The sequence below is a fragment of the Streptococcus infantis genome (genome assembly GCF_000960085.1).
Lineage (GTDB): Bacteria > Bacillota > Bacilli > Lactobacillales > Streptococcaceae > Streptococcus > Streptococcus infantis_C.
In genome coordinates, this window is sequence record NZ_JYGT01000010.1 from 118,027 (window position 1) to 138,830 (window position 20,804).

A 20,804-nucleotide genomic window follows, 5' to 3' on the forward strand; every position below is an offset into this window, starting at 1 on the left:
TCCCTCCTATTTTTGTACAAAAATGAAGTAGTAAGAGTTGGACTATAAGAATTTATTTTACAGTTTCATGGAATGAATTTTCTCAGAATCAGGTGTGACACGAAGTGTTTTTTGACCTGTATAAGTCACAAATCCAGGTTTGCCACCACTTGGTTTATTAAGCTTTTTAACCTCAATCATATCAACTTGAACGAGGTTGGAAAGACGTCCTTTAGAGTAGTAGGCGGCAAGTTCTGCAGCATCTGTCTTGACTTCGTCAGAAGGATTCAGATTTCCTGATATGACAACGTGGCTTCCAGGAATATCTTTAGCATGGAACCAAAGTTCCTCTTTTCGTGCTATTTTAAAGGTTAACTCTTCGTTTTGAAGATTGTTTCGTCCAACGAGAATAATGGTTTTACCATCACTAGCCATATACTTCTCAGGTTTTTTCCGCTTCTGGATTTTCTCCCGTTGACGTCTTCTGATGAATCCAGTTTGGATTAATTCCTCACGAATTTCAGCAATTTCATCTAGACCAGCTTGGTTTAGAACAGTTTCTACGCTTTCCAGATAAAGAATAGTAGCCTTGGTTTCCTCTATCAACTCTGTCAGATATTTAACAGCCTCTTTTAACTTCTGATATCGTTTGAAGTATTTTTGCGCATTCTGATTAGGTGTCAATGCTTTATCAAGAGCGATAGTGATGGGTTGATTGGTGTAATAATTATCTAAGACGACTTGGTCTTGATCATTTGGAACCTGATGAAGGAAAGTTGTTAGCAACTCTCCTTTTTGTCTGAATTCCTCCGCATTTTCGGTAGCCTGCAACTCTTTTTTTTGCTTTTTCAGTTTTTGACGATTTTTTTGTAGTTCATTTTCAACTCGTCGAATAAGTTCACTAGCCTGTTGTTTCACACGATCACGCTCAGCCTTGTCTTTGTAAAAAACATCAAGAAGTTGTGATAGGCTAGAAAAATGTTCCTCTATTTTATTCGAAAAAGGAACACAAGTAAAAGACTTATCTGTTAGGCAAGGTTTAGTTTCTTGTTTAAAAAAGTTACGGAAATTAGAAAGTTTATCATTAACTAATAAATTTTCCAATTCATTCGCCGTATCACGACCTAGTCCTTGAAACAGACTTTGAATGTTTCTCGCTATTAATTCCTGTGTTTGGAGAATTTCAAAGAGTTTTTCATCCCTGATGGTAAAGGGGTTTCGAGCCTCTGTACTTGGAGGAGCTATATAAGTAGCACCGGGCAGGAGAGTACGGTAACTATTTTGAGAAAAACCGATATGCTTAATAACTTCAAGAATTTTGTGATTACTCTTATCGACAAGGAGAATATTACTATGTTTTCCCATAATTTCAATAATAAGTGTGGCCTGAATATTGTCCCCAATCTCATTCTTGTTAGAAACGGTGATTTCAACAATTCTGTCGTTTTCAATCTGCTCGATAGACTCGATTACAGCACCTTGCAAATACTTTCTTAAAACCATGATAAAGGTAGAAGGTTGAGCAGGGTTTTCAAAGGTCGTTTCTGTCAACTGGATGCGTCCAAACACAGGATGAGCAGACAGGAGCAGACGATGACTTTGGCGATTACTACGGATTTGTAGGACCAATTCTTGTTCAAAAGGTTGATTGATTTTTTGAATGCGACCATTTAGTAATTTGGTACGCAATTCCTCAACCATGTGGTGTAAAAAAAATCCATCAAATGACATCGTTCTCTCCTCGTGAATGTATTCCATAGTATTATATCAAAAAGGTAGAATAAAATCATAGAAATATGGTATAATAAAGCCAAGTAAAGAGAATCGAGAAGCACATGTATATTGAAATGGTAGATGAAACTGGTCAGGTTTCTGAAGAAATTTTAAAGCAAACACAAGAAATTTTGGAATTTGCTGCTAAAAAAATTGGAAAAGAAGACAAGGAGATGGCAGTCACTTTTGTGACCAATGAACGCAGTCATGAACTCAATCTAGAGTTTCGTGATACTGATCGTCCAACAGATGTCATCAGCCTTGAATATAAGCCTGAAATAGAAATTGCTTTTGATGAGGAAGATTTGGCAGAAGACCCTGATTTAGCAGAAATGATGTCAGAATTTGATGCTTATATCGGTGAGCTATTCATTTCAATTGACAAAGCTAAAGAGCAGGCTGAGGAGTATGGCCATAGCTTCGAACGTGAAATGGGTTTTCTAGCGGTTCATGGATTTTTACATATTAACGGTTATGATCACTACACTCCGGAAGAAGAAGCGGAGATGTTCGGTTTACAAGAAGAAATTTTAACAGCCTATGGACTCACAAGACAATAAACGAAAATGGAAAAATCGGGACTTGCTATCAAGTCTTGACTTTGCCCTAACAGGTATTTTTACTGCCTTCCAAGAAGAGCGTAATATGAGAAAGCATGCAGTAACATCACTTTTGGTTGTTCTTGCAGGCTTTGTTTTTCAGGTTTCAAAAATTGAATGGCTATTTCTCCTATTAAGCATATTTTTAGTAATTGCTTTTGAGATTTTAAATTCTGCTATTGAAAATGTAGTGGATTTGGCTAGCCATTATCACTTCGATATGCTTGCAAAGAAGGCTAAAGACATGGCTGCAGGTGCAGTTCTTGTTGTGTCCTTATTTGCAGCAGTGACTGGACTTATCATTTTCATCCCTAGGATTTGGGATATCCTATTTTAAACACTAAAGAGGTAACTATGACATTTAAATCAGGCTTTGTAGCCATTTTAGGACGCCCTAATGTTGGGAAATCAACGTTTTTGAATCATGTCATGGGGCAAAAAATTGCCATCATGAGTGACAAGGCTCAAACTACTCGCAACAAAATCATGGGTATTTATACTACGGATAAGGAACAAATCGTCTTTATCGATACACCGGGAATTCACAAACCCAAAACGGCTCTTGGAGATTTCATGGTAGAGTCAGCCTATAGCACTCTTCGTGAAGTCGATACCGTTCTCTTTATGGTTCCTGCTGATGAACCACGTGGGAAGGGTGACGATATGATTATCGAACGACTCAAGGCTGCTAAGGTTCCGGTAATCCTTGTGGTCAACAAGATTGACAAGGTGCACCCAGACCAACTTTTGGCTCAAATCGATGACTTCCGTAGTCAAATGGACTTTAAGGAAATTGTTCCAATTTCAGCACTTCAGGGAAATAATGTTTCACGTTTAATCGACATTCTCAGTGAAAACCTTGAAGAAGGTTTCCAATATTTCCCAGCGGACCAAATTACAGACCATCCAGAACGTTTCTTGGTTTCTGAGATGATTCGTGAAAAAGTGTTACACTTAACTCGTGAAGAAATTCCGCATTCAGTTGCAGTAGTGGTAGATTCTATGAAACGAGATGAGGAGACTGATAAAGTTCATATCCGAGCAACTATTATGGTCGAGCGCGACAGCCAAAAAGGGATTGTCATTGGTAAAGGTGGTGCCATGCTCAAGAAAATTGGTACCCTTGCGCGTAAGGATATAGAACTCATGCTAGGGGACAAGGTCTTCCTAGAAACATGGGTCAAAGTTAAGAAAAATTGGCGCGATAAAAAGCTAGATTTGGCTGACTTTGGCTATAACGAAAAAGAATATTAAGAAGAGGTGGGCGGTAGCCTGCTTCTTGTTTTTAGAGAAGGAGGAGCTATGCCTGAATTACCAGAGGTCGAAACAGTTCGACGCGGACTGGAAAAAATGATTTTGGGAAAGAAAATATCAAGTGTTGAAATCAGTTATCCCAAGATGATTAAGACAGATTTTGGACAATTTCAAAAGGAATTGCCAGGACAAGTTGTCGAGACAATGGGTCGTCGTGGGAAATATCTACTTTTTCACTTATCTGATAAGATTTTAATTTCTCATCTGCGAATGGAGGGTAAATATTTTTATTATCCTGATGAGATTCCTACACGAAAACATGCTCATGTATTTATCAACTTTGAAGACGGAGGCACTCTAGTCTATGAGGATGTACGCAAATTTGGGACCATGGAACTGTTGGCTCCTGAACTATTGGATTCTTACTTTATATCAAAAAAACTGGGCCCTGAACCAACTGAGCAAGACTTTGATTTAGAAAGATTTAAACTTGCCTTGAAAAAGTCTAAAAAGCCAATTAAATCTCATTTGCTTGACCAGACGCTAGTTGCAGGATTGGGAAACATTTATGTAGATGAAGTTCTCTGGAGAGCGAAAGTTCATCCTTCTAGAACTTCTAATAGTTTAAGCACCCAAGAGGCCATAAAAGTCCACGATGAAACGATTAAGGTTTTAGGTGAGGCTGTTGAAAAGGGTGGTTCAACGATTCGTACCTACACCAATGCTTTTGGTGAGGATGGAACCATGCAAGAATTTCATCAGGTCTATGATAAAACTGGGCAAGCTTGTTCTCGCTGTGGGGCTATTATCGAAAAAATTCAGTTTGGTGGTCGAGGAACCCACTTTTGTTCCAAATGTCAAAGGTGAAAGTGATGGGAAGAATAATTGGAATCACAGGTGGTATTGCATCCGGTAAGTCCACCGTCACAGAATTTCTAAGACAAAAAGGGTTTGAAGTAGTGGATGCGGATGCCCATGTCCACCAACTGCAGAAACCTGGTGGTCGACTCTATCAGATGTTAGTTGCGCACTTCGGTGCGAAAATTCTTCTTGAAAATGGGGAACTGAATCGACCATTACTTGCCAGTCTTATCTTTTCTAACTCTGAGGAGAGAGAATGGTCTAAAGAAACTCAAGGCAAAATCATCCGTGAAGAATTGAGGGCTTTGAGAGACAAGTTAGCTCAAACTGAGGATGTATTTTTCATGGATATTCCATTGCTTTTTGAACAAGACTATACTGCTTGGTTTGATGAAACTTGGTTGGTTTATGTATCACCTGATGTTCAATTAGAACGTTTGATGAAAAGAAATCATTTATCTAAAGAATCGGCTGAAGCTCGCTTGGCTTCTCAATGGTCTTTAGAAGAAAAGAAAAAATTGGCTAATCATATTATAGATAATAATGGCAGTCGTGATCAGCTTCTGAGTCAAGTAGTGACCTTACTTGAAGGAGGCGATGTCCATGCAAGACATTAGTTGGAAGGATAATCTTCGTATTGCTTGGTTTGGTTGTTTTTTAACTGGAGCCAGCATTTCTCTCGTTGTTCCTTTTATGCCCATTTTTGTGGAACAATTAGGAGTTGAAGGGGATCAAGTTGCTTTTTATTCAGGTTTGGCTATTTCTGTTTCTGCTATTTCTGCAGCCTTTGTATCACCAATCTGGGGTATCTTAGCAGACAAATATGGTCGAAAACCTATGATGATTCGTGCGGGACTAGCCATGACTATTACCATGGGAGGACTGGCTTTTGTTCCAAATGTTTTCTGGCTCTTGTTTCTACGTTTTCTCAATGGCGTTTTTACAGGTTTCGTACCCAATGCGACAGCTTTGATTGCTAGTCAAGTTCCCAAAGATAGGTCGGGATACGCTCTAGGGACTTTATCAACTGGTGTTGTTGCAGGTACGCTGACGGGCCCTTTTGTTGGTGGTTTCATTGCAGAAATTTTTGGAATTCGAAATGTCTTTTTATTGGTAGGTAGTTTTCTGTTTTTGGCAGCTATCTTAACAATTCTTTTTATTAAGGAAGACTTTCAACCTGTATCAAAAGAAAAAGAACTCCCAACAAAAGAGCTTTTTACCTCTGTGAAATATCCCTTTCTTCTGCTAAACCTCTTTCTAACCAGTTTTGTAATTCAGTTTGCTGCACAATCGATAGGTCCTATCCTTGCTCTCTATGTACGAGATCTTGGGCAGAAAGAGAATCTTCTCTTTGTCTCTGGCTTGATTGTATCCAGTATGGGATTTTCAAGTATGATGAGTGCAGGAGTCATGGGTAAACTAGGAGATAAGGTGGGAAATCATCGACTACTTGTCGTAGCTCAGAGTTATTCAGTTGTTATTTATTTATTATGTGCAAACGCGACAAGCCCATTTCAATTAGGTTTCTATCGTTTTCTATTCGGGCTAGGTACAGGCGCTCTGATACCGGGTGTCAATGCACTCCTCAGTAAAATAACTCCCAAAGCTGGCATATCAAGAGTATTTGCCTTTAATCAAGTTTTCTTTTATCTAGGAGGAGTGATAGGCCCCTTTGCAGGATCAACAGTAGCAGGTCAATTTGGTTACCATTCAGTATTTTATGCAACAGCTCTCTGCGTAGCTCTTAGTTGCTCTTTTAACCTTATCCAATTTAGAACATTATTAAAAGTGAAGGAAATCTAGTGCGCGTAAAAATTAATTTAAAATGCTCCTCTTGTGGTTGCATCAATTATCTAACCAGTAAAAACTCTAAAACACATCCAGATAAGATTGAAGTCTTAAAGTATTGTCCGAAAGAAAGAAAAGTAACTCTACATCTTGAATCTAAGTAGAAATTATGGTAAAATAATAAAGATTTTAAGGAGTTTGATATGTATAACCTATTATTAACCATTTTATTATTGTTATCTGTTGTGATTGTGATTGCAATTTTTATGCAACCAACTAAAAACCAATCTAGCAATGTATTTGATGCCAGTTCGGGTGATTTGTTTGAACGTAGCAAAGCGCGTGGTTTTGAAGCCGTAATGCAACGTTTGACAGGAATTTTAGTCTTTTTCTGGCTAGCCATTGCCTTAGCATTGACGGTATTATCAAGTAGATAAGAAAATAATGGGCGAGACTAGGTCTTAGCCTATTTTTATTTTAAAGAGAAATAAGGTTTACACTAAAAGAAAATTCACAAATCTAGAAAGAAAATATGAAAGATAAAATAAAAGAATTTATAGAAGAGAAAGGACGAGCAACAGTAAATGAGCTAGCTCAAGCTCTGGAAAAGGAGAGCTCTAAGGATTTTAGTGAGCTCATCAAAACTTTGTCTCTGATGGAAAGAAAGCACCAAATTCGTTTTGAAGAAGATGGAAGTTTAACCCTAGAACAGAAGAAAAAACATGAGATTACCCTAAAAGGAATTTTCCATGCTCACAAAAATGGATTTGGTTTTGTTAGCATAGAGGGAGAAGAAGACGATCTTTTTGTTGGGAAGAATGATGTCAACTATGCTATTGACGGAGATACTGTTGAAATCGTAATTAAGAAGGTTGCGAATCGTCAAAAAGGAACTGCTGCAGAAGCAAAGATTATCGATATTCTAGAACACAGTCTAACGACTGTGGTTGGGCAAATTATTCTTGATGAAGAAAAGCCCAAGTATGCTGGTTATATCCGTTCTAAAAATCAAAAAATTAGCCAACCAATTTACGTAAAGAAACCAGCTCTCAAGTTAGAAGGCACAGAAGTTCTCAAGGTCTTTATTGAAAAGTACCCAAGTAAAAAGCATGATTTCTTTGTAGCAAGTGTTCTGGATGTGGTAGGGCATTCGACAGATGCTGGAATTGATGTTCTAGAAGTACTAGAGTCCATGGATATCGTTTCTGAGTTTCCAGCGGCTGTTCTCAAAGAAGCGGAAAATGTACCGGATGTACCATCTGAGAAGGATTTTGAAGGACGATTGGATCTTAGGAATGAAATTACATTTACTATAGATGGTGCGGATGCAAAAGACTTGGATGATGCTGTTCATATCAAACCATTAAAAAATGGAAATATTGAACTAGGAGTTCATATTGCGGATGTTTCATATTATGTAACGGAAGGTTCTGCCCTTGATAAGGAAGCCCTCAATCGGGCGACCTCCGTCTACGTGACAGACCGTGTAGTTCCAATGCTACCAGAGCGTCTTTCAAACGGTATCTGTTCTCTTAACCCTCAAGTGAACCGCTTGACTCAATCTGCTATTATGGAGATTGATAAAAATGGTCGTGTTCGTAATTATACGATTACACAGACTGTTATCAAGACAAGTTTCCGTATGACTTATAGTGATGTCAATGACATCCTAGCAGGTGACGAGGAGAAGAGACGAGAGTATAAGAAAATTGTTCCTAGTATCGAACTTATGGCCAAGCTCCATGAAACTTTGGAAAGTATGCGAATTAAGCGTGGAGCCCTCAATTTTGATACCAATGAAGCTAAGATTTTGGTAGATAAAAAAGGCAAGCCAGTTGACATTGTTCTTCGACATCGTGGTGTTGCTGAACGTATGATTGAGTCTTTTATGTTGATTGCTAACGAAACGGTTGCCAAGCATTTTAGCAAGTTGGACTTACCTTTTATTTATCGTATTCATGAGGAACCTAAAGCTGAGAAAGTTCAAAAGTTTATTGATTATGCTTCAAGTTTTGGCTTGAGAATTTATGGGACTGCTAGTGAGATTAGTCAGGAAGTTCTTCAAGACATCATGCGTGCTGTTGAAGGTGAGCCTTATGCAGATGTGTTATCCATGATTCTTCTGCGTTCGATGCAACAGGCTCGTTATTCAGAGCATAATCATGGTCACTATGGACTAGCTGCGGACTATTATACTCACTTTACCAGTCCGATTCGCCGTTATCCAGACCTCTTGGTTCATCGGATGATTCGTGACTATGGACGTTCTAAGGAAGTAGCGGAGCATTTTGAACAAGTAATTCCAGAGATTGCTACCCAGTCTTCTAATCGTGAGCGTCGTACCATCGAGGCAGAGCGTGAAGTCGAAGCTATGAAAAAAGCTGAATACATGGAAGAGTACGTTGGTGAAGAGTATGATGCAGTTGTTTCAAGTATTGTTAAATTTGGTCTTTTTGTTGAATTACCAAATACAGTTGAGGGATTGATTCACATTACCAATCTACCTGAATTTTACCATTTTAACGAACGCGATTTAACCCTCCGTGGGGAGAAATCAGGGACAACCTTCCGTGTGGGACAGCAGATTCGTATTCGTGTTGAAAGAGCCGATAAGATGAGTGGTGAGATTGATTTCTCCTTTATTCCAAGTGAATTTGATGTGATTGAGAAAGGTTTGAAAGACTCTGGCCGTAAGGATAGAGGTCGTCGTTCGGATAAGAAAGAAGACAAGAGAAAAGCTGGTCGTTTAGGTGATAAGCGCAAGCATTCTCCAAAAGACAAGAAGAAAAAGAGCAAGAAACCTTTTTACAAAGAAGTAGCAAAGAAAGGAGCCAAGCATGGCAAAGGGCGAGGGAAAGGTCGTCGCGCAAAATAAAAAGGCGCACCACGACTATACAATTGTAGATACGCTAGAAGCAGGAATGGTCCTAACAGGAACTGAAATCAAGAGTGTTCGAGCAGCCCGCATCAATCTGAAAGATGGGTTTGCCCAGGTTAAGAATGGGGAAGTTTGGCTGAGTAATGTCCATATCGCTCCTTATGAAGAGGGCAACATCTGGAACCAGGAGCCAGAACGTCGTCGTAAACTTCTCCTTCATAAAAAACAAATCCAGAAATTGGAGCAAGAAACTAAAGGAACAGGTATGACCTTGGTTCCTCTTAAAGTTTATATCAAAGATGGCTATGCCAAGTTACTTTTAGGACTTGCAAAAGGGAAACACGATTATGATAAACGTGAGTCTATCAAACGTCGTGAGCAAAATCGTGATATTGCGCGTGTTATGAAAGCTGTTAACCATCGATAGAAAGAGTGAAGAATATGGAAAAACTAGTTGCCTACAAACGCATGCCTGTCTGGAATAAAGACACCATGCCAGAGGCTGTTCAAAGAAAACACAATACTAAGGTCGGAACCTGGGGGAAGATTACCGTATTAAAAGGAGCTCTTAAGTTTATTGAATTGACTGAAGAGGGAGAAGTTATAGCTGAGCACCTCTTTGAAGCAGGTGCTGATAATCCTATGGCACAACCTCAAGCTTGGCACAGAGTGGAAGCTGCCACAGATGATGTGGAGTGGTATTTAGAATTCTATTGTAAACCGGAAGATTATTTCCCCAAGAAATACAATACCAATCCAGTTCATTCGGAGGTTTTAGAAGCTATACAAACCGTGAAACCATGTAAGGCACTTGATCTAGGATGTGGTCAGGGTAGAAATGCACTCTTTCTAGCTCAACATGGATTTGATGTTACAGCAGTGGATCAAAATGAGCTATCCCTTGAAATCTTGCAAAGCATCGTAGAGCAAGAAGATTTAGAGATGCCTGTTGGTCTCTACGATATCAATTCAGCTAGCATAGGCCAAACTTACAATTTTATCGTATCGACAGTTGTTCTCATGTTTTTACAAGCAGATCGTATTCCTGCTATTATCCAAAACATGCAGGAAAAAACCTCTATCGGTGGGTACAATCTTATCGTTTGTGCTATGGATACGGAAGATTATCCATGTTCAGTTAATTTCCCATTTACTTTTAAAGAAGGGGAGTTGGCAAATTACTACAAGGACTGGGAATTGATCAAGTACAATGAAAATCCTGGCCATTTGCACCGTCGTGATGAAAATGGCAATCGTATTCAACTACGCTTTGCAACCATGTTGGCAAGAAAAGTAAAATAAAAGACTAAGGGAAAAGAAAAGGATTTTTCTATTCCCTTATTTGTTACCCTAATAAGAAAGGAAGTTCTCAATTTATGCTATACTAGAAGTAGGAGAAGTCGATAAAGTTAAACAGAATCGTGATAGTTTTAAAATGATTCTAATCGACCACTATTCTTTCAGACTTTTTTTGTCTAGGAGGTCTTAGGATGACTAGTCTTTTAATTGAACTGTATGACCGTCATACCATTGAGAAAAATGTATACCAAGCTTTTGTCAGTGATTGTGATGAAATTTTATTTTTATCTTTGAAAAAAATTGCTGAAGAAGAAAGATTGTCCCTGAAACATTTTTTATTGGAACAAGTACCCCACTTAAAACAAGTACATTTTCGTCAATTTAAACTAAATAAAGTCTGGCAGGATTTAGACTTCTTTTTTATAGATAGTTATGATACAGTGACAATTGATGTTTTTGGTGGAGATAATCTATTAGCAATCGTCTTATTTCAATATGGTTTAGAAAAAAATATTCCGATTATTGCTATGGATGTTGAACAAGGAAAACAGTATGCATTAGGAAGGACTAAAATTGAGGATGAAGACCTAGATATTCCTAGTCTATCCATTGAACAGTTGATAGCCTTACGTGGTGGGAAAATCTTGAAATCAAGACGACCTCAGCATACGGTTAAGCAAATTGAAGCTATCAAAAAATTGGCCAAGTACGCTATTGAGAATCCAGAAGAATGGTATCAGATTACTCAATTTTTTGCGATAGCAAAAACAGCCGATTTTCACTCTGAAACAGCAAAAGTTTTGGAGAGTAATGGAAAAATTTATTCTTACCCCAGTAGCTTGATTCCTTTGTTCACAAAAGCTAATTTACTGAAAGTAGAAGAGGAAACAACAGATACTGTTACTTATACCTTCCCAACACCAGAAGCACATCTGTTATGTCGAACTAAAGGGCATATTTTAGAATTGTATATCTATTTACTAGCCCTTGAGTCTGAGTATTTTGACGAATGCCTGATTGGCGCTGAGATTGATTGGAATGGTATCTTTCCTGAGATGGACAATGTTCAAAATGAGATTGATGTTATCTTTCGTAAAGGTCACTCAGTAATCTTCATTTCCTGTAAAATGACAGATTTATCAGTTGAAGCTATTAATGAACTTGAAGTTTATGCCAATCATTTTGCGGGTGATAATTGTTTGAAGATGATTGTTTGCTCAGGAAAGATTAACCCCGTTTACAGTCATCGTTGTCAAGAATATGGTGTAATGGTGATAAAGCAGGATCAAATACAGAATCTTATTCCCATGTTACGGAAATATATTAGAAAACAACTGAAATAGTTGAGAATAAATGAAAAAAAGGTTGAGTTGGTCAACCTTTTTCTGCTTTTTCTTTTCGAATGGAATAGAAAAGGAGGTCTCTATGTTTCTAGCGAGGGATAAAAATGGGCATTTAATCAGTGCTTTAGGGGATGAAGTAAAGAAACAAACTTATTATTGCCCAGCTTGTGGAGCACGTGTTCGCTTGAGAAAAGGGAAAAATGTACGAACGCATTTTGCGCATGAAAGTCTAAAAAAATGTGATTTTTTTCATGAAAATGAAGGGCCAGAACACCTGGAAAACAAGGAGCAATTGTTTTATTGGGCTAAGAAGAATGATGAGGTTGAAACGGAATATCCGATACCTGAACTGAAGCAGATTGCTGATATCTTTATCAATAAACAACTAGCCCTAGAAGTTCAGTGTAGTCCAATTTCTTGTGAACTTTTAAGGGAGAGAAGCAATGGTTATCGAAGTCTCGGTATTCAAGTTTTGTGGTTACTTGGAGAAAAACTATGGTTAAATGAGCGACTAACTCAACTTCAGAGAGATTTTCTTTATTTCAGTAATAACATGGGCTTTCATATTTGGGAGTTAGACCATAAAAGACGAGTTTTGAGACTTAAGTACCTACTCCATCAAGATTTGAAAGGAAAACTTCATTATCAGGTCAAGGAATTTTCTTATGGCAAAGGGAATCTTCTAGAAATATTACGGACTCCTTATCAACAGCGAAGCCTGATTTCCTTTTCAGTTGAGCAAGACAGGAACATCTGTTATTACATTCAAAAACAACTTTATTATCAAAATCCCTATTGGATGAAGCAACAAGCTCAAGCCTATTTGAGAGGAGAGAATCTTTTGAATCGAAAGAAACAGGACTGGTATCCCCAAGTAAGGCCGATAGAAAAAGGTTATTTTTGCCAAATCAAACAAGATATTCATGATTATTATCGAAACTTTCAAGCTTATTATGAGAAAAATTCTCAAAATAAGCAACAAAAGCTCTATCCACCTGTCTTTTATCATCGTTATTTCCTGAAAAATATGGTAAAATAGAAAGGATGGAGGAAATTTATGGTATTACAACGAAATGAAATAGATGAAAAAGATACATGGGATTTGTCCACTATCTTTGAAACAGACCAAAAATGGGAAGAAGAACTAGCCCTTCTAACGGAAGATACAAAACAAGCAGCTGGTCTTGAGGGACATCTCTTGGATAGCGCAGAAAGCCTTCTTGACATTACAGAGCGTTATCTAGAATTGAGTCGTCGTCTTGAAAAACTTTATGTTTATGCACATATGAAAAACGACCAAGACACGCGAGTAGCTAAATATCAAGAATACTATGCAAAAGCAATGACTCTTTATAGTCAACTTGATCAAGTCTTTTCTTTCTATGAGCCAGAATTTATGGCTATCACAGAAGAGCAGTATCAAAACTTTCTAGCAGAAGAACCAAAACTCCAACCATATAAACACTTCTTTGATAAACTATTGCAAAATAAGGACCATGTCCTTTCACAACGTGAAGAAGAGTTGCTTGCAGGTGCTGGTGAAATCTTCGGTGCTGCTAGTGAAACCTTTGCTATTTTAGATAATGCAGATATCGTCTTTCCATTCGTTAAAGATGAAGATGGAAATGAAGTACAATTATCACACGGCGTTTATATGCGCTTGGTAGAATCTAAGAATCGTGAGGTTCGTCGTGGAGCATATGAAGCCCTCTATGCTACTTATGAGCAATACCAGCACACTTACGCTAAAACCTTGCAGACCAATGTTAAAGTGCAAAACTATCGTGCTAAGGTTCGTAACTATAAGAGTGCGCGTGAAGCAGCTCTTGCAGCTAACTTTGTGCCAGAAAGTGTCTATGACAATCTGGTATCTGCTGTACGTAAGCATTTGCCACTCTTACATCGTTATCTAGCTCTTCGCTCAAAAATCTTGGGTATTCCAGACCTCAAGATGTACGATGTCTACACTCCATTGTCTTCAGTGGAATACAGCTTTACTTATGAGGAAGCCTTAAAGAAAGCAGAAGAAGCTTTGGCAGTTCTTGGTGAAGATTACTTGAGTCGGGTGAAACGTGCTTTTAGCGAACGTTGGATTGATGTTTATGAAAATCAAGGTAAGCGATCAGGTGCCTACTCTGGTGGTTCCTATGATACTAACGCCTTTATGCTTCTTAACTGGCAGGATAACCTCGATAATCTCTTTACTCTTGTACATGAGACAGGTCACAGTATGCATTCAAGCTATACACGTGAAACCCAGCCTTATGTCTACGGGGATTACTCAATCTTCTTGGCAGAAATTGCTTCAACAACCAATGAAAACATCCTGACAGAAAAATTATTGCAAGAAGTGCAAGACGATGCAACACGCTTTGCCATTCTCAACAATTTCTTGGATGGTTTCCGTGGGACAGTCTTCCGTCAAACTCAATTTGCAGAATTTGAACATGCTATTCACCAAGCAGATCAAAACGGTGAAGTTTTAACAAGCGAGTTCCTAAACAATCTATACGCTGACTTGAACCAAGAATACTATGGCTTGAGCAAGGAAGACAACCCTCAAATCCAGTACGAGTGGGCTCGAATCCCTCATTTCTACTATAACTACTATGTATATCAATATTCAACAGGCTTCGCAGCAGCTTCAGCCTTGGCTGAAAAGATTGTTCACGGAAGTCAAGAGGATCGTGACCGTTATATTGAATACCTGAAGGCAGGGAAGTCAGACTATCCACTCAATATCATGCGTAAAGCTGGCGTTGATATGGAAAAAGAAGATTATCTCAACGATGCCTTCGCAGTCTTTGAACGTCGTTTGGATGAGTTTGAAGCCCTTGTTGAAAAATTAGGATTGGCATAAGATGGTTGAGTCATACAGTAAAAATGCCAACCACAACATGCGACGTCCTGTTGTAAAAGAAGAAATCGTCGAATTTTTACGTCAACGTCAAAAGCAAGTGTCAGGTTCCTTAAAAGAATTAGAAAACTTTGCTCGCAAGGAAAATATTCCCATCATCCCTCATGAAACTGTCGCTTATTTTCGTTTCCTAATGGAAACAATACAACCTAAAAACATTTTAGAGATTGGAACAGCAATTGGTTTTTCTGCACTTTTGATGGCTCAACATGCCCCAAATGCAAAGATTACTACCATTGACCGTAATCCTGAAATGATTGGTTTTGCGAAAGAAAATTTTGCAAAATTTGACAGTCGTAAACAAATCACTCTCTTAGAAGGTGATGCGGTAGATGTTTTATCAACTTTGACAGAAACCTATGATTTCGTATTTATGGATTCTGCCAAGTCTAAATACATCGTATTTCTTCCAGAAATTCTCAAACACCTAGAAGTGGGTGGAGTGGTTATCTTGGATGATGTTTTCCAAGGTGGAGATATCGCCAAGGATATCATGGAAGTCCGACGTGGACAACGAACAATCTATCGTGGTTTGCAAAGGCTCTTTGAGGCAACTCTTGATAATCCAGGATTAACAGCTAGTCTAGTTCCTCTTGGAGATGGGATATTGATGCTGAGAAAGAATCAAGCAGAAGTTGAACTGCCTGATATTGACTAATTTCAGATATTTTTAAGACAATTTAGTAAAATAGATAAGGTAAACATTTATCTAGTGTATAAAAAGGAGTAAACATGAAGAAAAAATTATTGGCTGGTGCCATCACTTTGTTATCAGTAGCTACTTTGGCTGCTTGTTCAAATAGCTCTCAAGGAGCTGACTTAATCAGTATGAAAGGTGATGTCATCACTGAACATCAATTCTTTGAAGAAGTTAAGAATAATCCAACTGCTCAACAAGTCTTACTTAACATGACTATTCAAAAAGTTTTTGAAAAACAATATGGTTCTGAAGTAAGTGATAAAGAAGTTGAAGAAGCTGTAGCAGAAGAACAGAAGAAATATGGTGATAGCTATCAAATCGTTCTTTCTCGTGCTGGTATGACAGCTGAAAGTCGTAAGGCTCAAATTCGTACAAGTAAATTGGTTGAGTATGCTGTTAAAAAAGCTGCAGAAGCTGAATTGACGGATGAGAACTACAAAAAAGCTTACGATGAATACACACCAGAAGTAACTGCACAAATTATTAAACTTGATAGTGAAGATAAGGCTAAAGAAGTTCTTGCTAAAGCTAAAGAATCTGGAGCTGACTTCGCACAATTGGCTAAAGATAATTCAACTGACGAAAAGACAAAAGCAAATGGTGGAGAAATCACTTTTGACTCTGCATCAACAGAATTGCCAGACGTTGTTAAAAAAGCAGCCTTTGCCCTTAATGTTGATGGAATTTCTGATGTGATTACAGCTCCAGGTACACAAGCTTATTCAAACAGTTTCTATATTGTGAAATTGACTAAGAAAACTGATAAATCTTCTAATATCGATGATTATAAAGAAAAATTGAAGACAGTTATCCTGACTCAAAAACAAAATGATGCTACTTTTGTTCAAGGTGTCATTAGTAAAGAATTGCAAGCTGCAAATATCAAGGTTAAAGATCAAGCCTTCCAAAATATCTTTACTCAATATATCCAAAGTGATTCAACAACAGAAACTACAACTACATCTTCTAACTAAAGATTAAGACTCTATCTTTCTATTAAGAAAGATAGAGTTTTTTCATGTGCAGTCAAAATCTCTGAGTAAAACTAGGCAGAATTTAATAGAATGCTCAATAATCATAAATTCAGCTCATTAAAGGGTAAGAGTTTTTTTCTAAGTTAAAAAATGGTATAATAGCTAGAAAACTAGAATTAATAAAAAATTAGATTTTGATAGATGGTGAAGTATGAAAATTAGTAAAAGGCACCTGTTGAATTATTCTATTTTAGTGCCCTATATTCTCTTGTCCGTTTTGGGCTTGATAGTGGTATATTCGACAACGAGTGCATCCTTAATCCAAGAAGGGCAGAGCGCCTTTCAATTAGTTCGAAACCAAGGTATATTTTGGATCGTTAGTTTGCTTTTGATAGCTGTTATTTATAAGTTGAAGCTAGGATTTTTACGAAACGAACGCTTGTTATTCATCGTGATGTTTTCAGAGTTAGTATTGCTTGCTCTAGCGCGTTTGATTGGGATTCCTATTAATGGTGCTTATGGTTGGATCAAGGTTGGTCCTATTACCATACAACCTGCTGAGTACTTGAAAATCATTATTATTTGGTACTTGGCTCAACGTTTTTCAAAACAACAAGAAGAAATTGTTGTTTATGATTTCCAAGTCTTGACTCTTAATCAGTGGTTTCCTAGATCCTTTAACGATTGGCGATTTGTTCTCTTGGTCATGATTGGTAGTTTAGCTATTTTCCCTGACCTTGGAAATGCTACAATTCTCTTCTTGGTAGCATTACTGATGTACTCAATCAGTGGAATTGCTCATCGGTGGTTTGCAACCATTCTTGGTATACTGACCAGTGTGTCCTTTGTGTCATTGACGGCCATTAAATTGATTGGTGTTGATAAGGTTTCAAAGATTCCTGTCTTTGGTTATGTAGCGAAACGTTTTAGTGCTTTCTTTAATCCATTTGATGACGTCGCTGGTGCCGGACACCAATTAGCCAATTCGTACTATGCAATGGTTAATGGTGGCTGGTTTGGCTTAGGTTTAGGTAACTCAATCGAAAAGCGCGGTTATCTACCTGAAGCACACACGGATTTTGTGTTCTCGATTGTTATTGAAGAGTTTGGTTTTGTCGGAGCAAGTCTTATTCTAGCTCTCTTATTCTTCTTAATCCTCCGCATTATCTTGGTAGGTGTTCGAGCAAAAGATCCATTTAATTCAATGGTAGCGATTGGTATTGGTGGAATGATATTGATTCAGGTATTCGTCAATATCGGTGGAATCTCAGGCTTGATTCCATCTACAGGTGTAACCTTCCCATTCCTTTCACAAGGGGGGAATAGTCTATTGGTTCTGTCAGTAGCCATCGCCTTTGTGTTGAATATCGATGCTAGTGAAAAACGTGCAAAACTCTATAGCGAATATGAAGCACAACTTTAAGAAAAAGTAACAAGGAGAAAAATATGTCTCTTCAAAAACTAGAAAATAACAGAAACAAAACTGTCGTTCAAGAAGAAGTTCAAATTTTGACAGATTTGCTTGAAGATATTACTAAAAATATGCTTCCCGCTGAGACCTTTGACAAGATTATGCAGTTGAAGGAGCTATCATCAAATCTTGACTATCAAGGACTGGATAAAGTTGTGGCGGGACTTTCAAATGATGAAATGGTCTACATTTCTAGATATTTCTCTATTTTGCCACTTTTGATTAATATTTCTGAAGATGTTGACTTGGCATACGAAATCAACCATCTTAATAATATTGATCAAGATTATCTTGGAAAATTGTCAACAACCATTGAAATGGTAGCAGAAAAAGAAAATGCCGCTGAAATTCTAGAACATTTGAATGTCGTGCCAGTATTAACAGCCCACCCAACACAAGTGCAACGGAAGAGTATGTTGGATTTGACAACTCATATCCATTCGCTCTTACGTAAATATCGTGACGTAAGAATGGGCCTTATTAACAAGGAAAAATGGCACAATGATCTTCGTCGCTATATAGAGATTATTATGCAGACGGATATGATTCGTGAAAAGAAACTAAAAGTAACTAATGAAATCACAAATGTGATGGAATACTACAATAGTTCCTTCCTTCAAGCAGTACCAAATCTAATGCTAGAGTATAAACGTCTAGCAAAAGAGCAAGGGATTGACCTAAAACAAGCCAAACCTATTACTATGGGAATGTGGATTGGTGGAGACCGAGATGGGAATCCATTTGTAACTGCTGAAACTCTCATGCGATCAGCAACCATTCAAAGCGAAGTCATCTTCAACTACTATATAAGCAAGATTTCTAGTCTCTATCGTACTTTCTCTCTTTCTACTAATTTATCCAAGACAAGCAAGGCTGTCGAAGAAATGGCATCACAATCTCGTGACACATCTGTCTTCCGTGAGAAAGAACCTTACCGTCGTGCTTTTCACTTTATCCAATCTAAATTAATTCAAACGCTTTTGAATTTGAAAGAGTGGGCTCTTGTTGGTTCATCAGCAGATGAACGACATCATGTTGAACGTCTCCTTGGTGCTCAAGGATACAAACAGGGAGAGATAACCGACTATATCAGTAGCCGACTTTCAGGTGCTATCCAAGACTTAGCAGATGAGCGCCCACCCTACTATGAAACGATTGAAGAGTTTAAGCATGATTTAAATGTCATTAAGGATTCATTGCTTGAGAATAAAGCAGAAGCCTTGTTGACAGGTGAGTTTGCAGAATTACTAGAAGCAGTTGAGGTCTTTGGTTTCTACTTGGCATCCATTGATATGCGCCAAGACTCAAGCGTCCATGAAGCCTGTGTTGCTGAATTGTTAGCATCTGCTGGTATTAATGACCACTATAGCGATTTGTCAGAAGATGAAAAGTGCGAGTTGCTTTTACATGAATTATTAGAAGACCCTCGAATCTTGTCAGCTACTCATGCTGAAAAGTCTGAACTTCTTGAAAAAGAATTAGCCATTTTCCAAACTGCACGTGAATTAAAAGATCGTTTGGGAGAAGACGTCATTCGTCAAACGATTATTTCTCATGCAACAAGCGTGTCTGATATGTTAGAATTGGCAATCATGCTCAAAGAAGTCGGTCTTGTGGATGCTGAAAAAGCACGTGTTCAAATCGTGCCTCTCTTTGAAACAATTGAGGACTTGGATCATTCCGAAGAAACAATGAGAAAGTATTTCTCTTTACCGCTTGCTAAGAAGTGGATTGCTTCAAAAGATAATTATCAAGAAATCATGCTAGGTTACTCAGATAGTAACAAGGATGGCGGATATCTATCATCTTGTTGGACACTATACAAAGCTCAGCAACAATTAACCGCTATCGGTGATGAATTTGGCGTCAAGGTAACCTTCTTCCACGGTCGTGGTGGTACTGTTGGCCGTGGTGGTGGACCAACTTATGACGCCATTGCTTCTCAACCACTCAAATCAATCAAGGACCGTATTCGATTAACTGAACAAGGTGAAGTTATCGGAAATAAATACGGAAACAAGGATGCAGCCTACTATAACCTTGAAATGTTGGTATCAGCGGCTATCAACCGTATGATTACACAGAAGAAGAGTGATACTAATACATCAAATCGCTATGAGGCAATCATGGACCAAGTAGTCAGTCGTAGCTATGATATCTACCGTGAACTCGTATTTGGAAACGAACATTTCTACGATTATTTCTTTGAATCTAGTCCAATCAAGGCGATCTCAAGCTTTAATATTGGTTCTCGTCCAGCAGCTCGTAAAACAATCACTGAAATTGGTGGTCTACGTGCCATTCCTTGGGTATTCTCATGGTCACAAAGTCGTGTCATGTTCCCGGGTTGGTATGGTGTTGGTTCAAGCTTCAAAGAATTTATTGATCAAGATCCAAAAAATATTGAATACCTTCGCGACATGTATAAAAACTGGCCTTTCTTCCAGTCACTCCTATCTAACGTTGATATGGTCTTGTCAAAATCAAATATGAATATTGCCTTTGAATATGCTAAACTTTGTGAAAGTGAAGAAGTACAAGCAATCTACTATACTATTTTGGATGAATGGCAATTGACTAAGAATGTTATCCTGGCTATCGAAGGCTATGATGAACTTTTGGCAGAAAATACTTACTTGAAAGACAGTTTGAACTACCGTATGCCTTATTTCAATATCCTTAACTATATCCAGTTGGAATTGATTAAGCGTCAACGTCGTGGCGAGCTTTCTTCAGATGAAGAAAGATTGATTCATACAACTATTAACGGAATTGCTACAGGATTACGTAATTCAGGTTAATACAAGCTATATTTTTTAAATACCGTAGGAATTTTCATAATTTTAAAAAATAATTCATAAAAAGCCTTGACAAGTTTTAGTAAAATGATATAATTTAAACATTCAGAAAGTAATCATTGAAATTTTTTAGAGAGTCTGTGGTTGGTGGAAACAGATAAGTGGAAGTG

19 protein-coding genes and 1 other annotated feature (1 of these 20 running past the window's edge) are annotated in these 20,804 nt (G+C 37.9%); of the genes, 18 read left to right on the top strand and 1 reads right to left on the bottom strand.

Features of this window, described 5'->3' with window-relative positions; genetic code table 11:
- Positions 1-57 precede the first annotated feature (57 nt).
- Positions 58-1,710, bottom strand: coding sequence for an Rqc2 family fibronectin-binding protein (locus tag TZ94_RS08140; protein WP_045615836.1), 1,653 nt, complete (start codon positions 1,708-1,710; stop codon positions 58-60).
- A 104-nt stretch (positions 1,711-1,814) separates the two neighbouring features.
- Here TZ94_RS08140 and ybeY point away from each other — a divergent pair, with 104 nt between their 5' ends.
- The 18 genes from ybeY (at position 1,815) to ppc (ending at position 20,637) form a co-directional block, all read left to right on the top strand.
- Positions 1,815-2,312 (top strand): rRNA maturation RNase YbeY, encoded by a 498-nt coding sequence (ybeY, locus tag TZ94_RS08145; RefSeq protein WP_045615838.1) that lies wholly within the window; start codon positions 1,815-1,817, stop codon positions 2,310-2,312.
- A complete protein-coding gene (locus tag TZ94_RS08150; RefSeq protein ID WP_045615840.1) occupies positions 2,293-2,688 on the top strand; it encodes a diacylglycerol kinase family protein in 396 nt (131 codons plus the stop codon). Before ybeY ends, TZ94_RS08150 begins: the two co-directional genes overlap by 20 nt.
- Before the next feature lie 17 nt (positions 2,689-2,705).
- A complete protein-coding gene (gene era, locus TZ94_RS08155) occupies positions 2,706-3,605 on the top strand; it encodes a GTPase Era (protein WP_003004993.1) in 900 nt (299 codons plus the stop codon).
- A gap of 48 nt (positions 3,606-3,653) precedes the next feature.
- Complete coding sequence (gene mutM, locus TZ94_RS08160; RefSeq protein WP_045615842.1) at positions 3,654-4,472, top strand: DNA-formamidopyrimidine glycosylase; 819 nt, start codon at positions 3,654-3,656, stop codon at positions 4,470-4,472.
- Between the two features lie 5 nt (positions 4,473-4,477).
- Positions 4,478-5,083: a dephospho-CoA kinase gene (gene coaE, locus TZ94_RS08165; RefSeq protein WP_045615843.1), complete on the top strand. Its 606-nt coding sequence runs from the start codon at positions 4,478-4,480 to the stop codon at positions 5,081-5,083.
- Entirely contained in the window at positions 5,070-6,269 is a 1,200-nt protein-coding gene (locus tag TZ94_RS08170) for a multidrug efflux MFS transporter (RefSeq protein ID WP_045615844.1), read from the top strand. The genes coaE and TZ94_RS08170 overlap by 14 nt, the downstream gene beginning before the upstream one ends.
- Entirely contained in the window at positions 6,269-6,418 is a 150-nt protein-coding gene (rpmG, locus tag TZ94_RS09625; protein WP_045615846.1) for a 50S ribosomal protein L33, read from the top strand. Before TZ94_RS08170 ends, rpmG begins: the two co-directional genes overlap by 1 nt.
- 39 nt (positions 6,419-6,457) lie before the next feature.
- Positions 6,458-6,691: a preprotein translocase subunit SecG gene (gene secG, locus TZ94_RS08180; protein WP_045615847.1), complete on the top strand. Its 234-nt coding sequence runs from the start codon at positions 6,458-6,460 to the stop codon at positions 6,689-6,691.
- Positions 6,692-6,786: 95 nt separating this feature from the next.
- The gene (gene rnr, locus TZ94_RS08185) at positions 6,787-9,129 is read left to right on the top strand and encodes a ribonuclease R (RefSeq protein ID WP_045615848.1); all 2,343 of its coding nucleotides are present in this window, start codon (positions 6,787-6,789) and stop codon (positions 9,127-9,129) included.
- Positions 9,092-9,559: an SsrA-binding protein SmpB gene (smpB, locus tag TZ94_RS08190; protein WP_006150623.1), complete on the top strand. Its 468-nt coding sequence runs from the start codon at positions 9,092-9,094 to the stop codon at positions 9,557-9,559. Before rnr ends, smpB begins: the two co-directional genes overlap by 38 nt.
- A 14-nt stretch (positions 9,560-9,573) precedes the next feature.
- Positions 9,574-10,434 (top strand): SAM-dependent methyltransferase TehB, encoded by an 861-nt coding sequence (tehB, locus tag TZ94_RS08195; protein ID WP_045615850.1) that lies wholly within the window; start codon positions 9,574-9,576, stop codon positions 10,432-10,434.
- 188 nt (positions 10,435-10,622) lie between these two features.
- On the top strand, positions 10,623-11,774 hold the full coding sequence (locus TZ94_RS08200) for a DUF1887 family protein (RefSeq protein WP_045615851.1): 1,152 nt from the start codon (positions 10,623-10,625) through the stop codon (positions 11,772-11,774).
- Between the two features lie 82 nt (positions 11,775-11,856).
- Entirely contained in the window at positions 11,857-12,813 is a 957-nt protein-coding gene (locus TZ94_RS08205) for a competence protein CoiA (RefSeq protein ID WP_045615852.1), read from the top strand.
- Between the two features lie 18 nt (positions 12,814-12,831).
- Positions 12,832-14,634 carry an oligoendopeptidase F gene (pepF, locus tag TZ94_RS08210; RefSeq protein ID WP_045615853.1) on the top strand — a complete coding sequence of 601 codons (1,803 nt, stop codon included), beginning with the start codon at positions 12,832-12,834 and terminating at the stop codon, positions 14,632-14,634.
- 1 nt (position 14,635) lies between these two features.
- Positions 14,636-15,349, top strand: a complete 714-nt coding sequence (locus TZ94_RS08215) for an O-methyltransferase (RefSeq protein WP_052689743.1) — start codon at positions 14,636-14,638, stop codon at positions 15,347-15,349.
- A 74-nt stretch (positions 15,350-15,423) separates the two neighbouring features.
- Positions 15,424-16,365: a peptidylprolyl isomerase PrsA gene (prsA, locus tag TZ94_RS08220; RefSeq protein ID WP_045615854.1), complete on the top strand. Its 942-nt coding sequence runs from the start codon at positions 15,424-15,426 to the stop codon at positions 16,363-16,365.
- Between the two features lie 211 nt (positions 16,366-16,576).
- Positions 16,577-17,788, top strand: coding sequence for a cell division peptidoglycan polymerase FtsW (ftsW, locus tag TZ94_RS08225; protein WP_045615855.1), 1,212 nt, complete (start codon positions 16,577-16,579; stop codon positions 17,786-17,788).
- A 23-nt stretch (positions 17,789-17,811) separates the two neighbouring features.
- The gene (gene ppc, locus TZ94_RS08230; RefSeq protein WP_045615856.1) at positions 17,812-20,637 is read left to right on the top strand and encodes a phosphoenolpyruvate carboxylase; all 2,826 of its coding nucleotides are present in this window, start codon (positions 17,812-17,814) and stop codon (positions 20,635-20,637) included.
- Between the two features lie 94 nt (positions 20,638-20,731).
- Positions 20,732-20,804, top strand: a binding site (T-box leader); it runs 143 nt beyond the window's last position.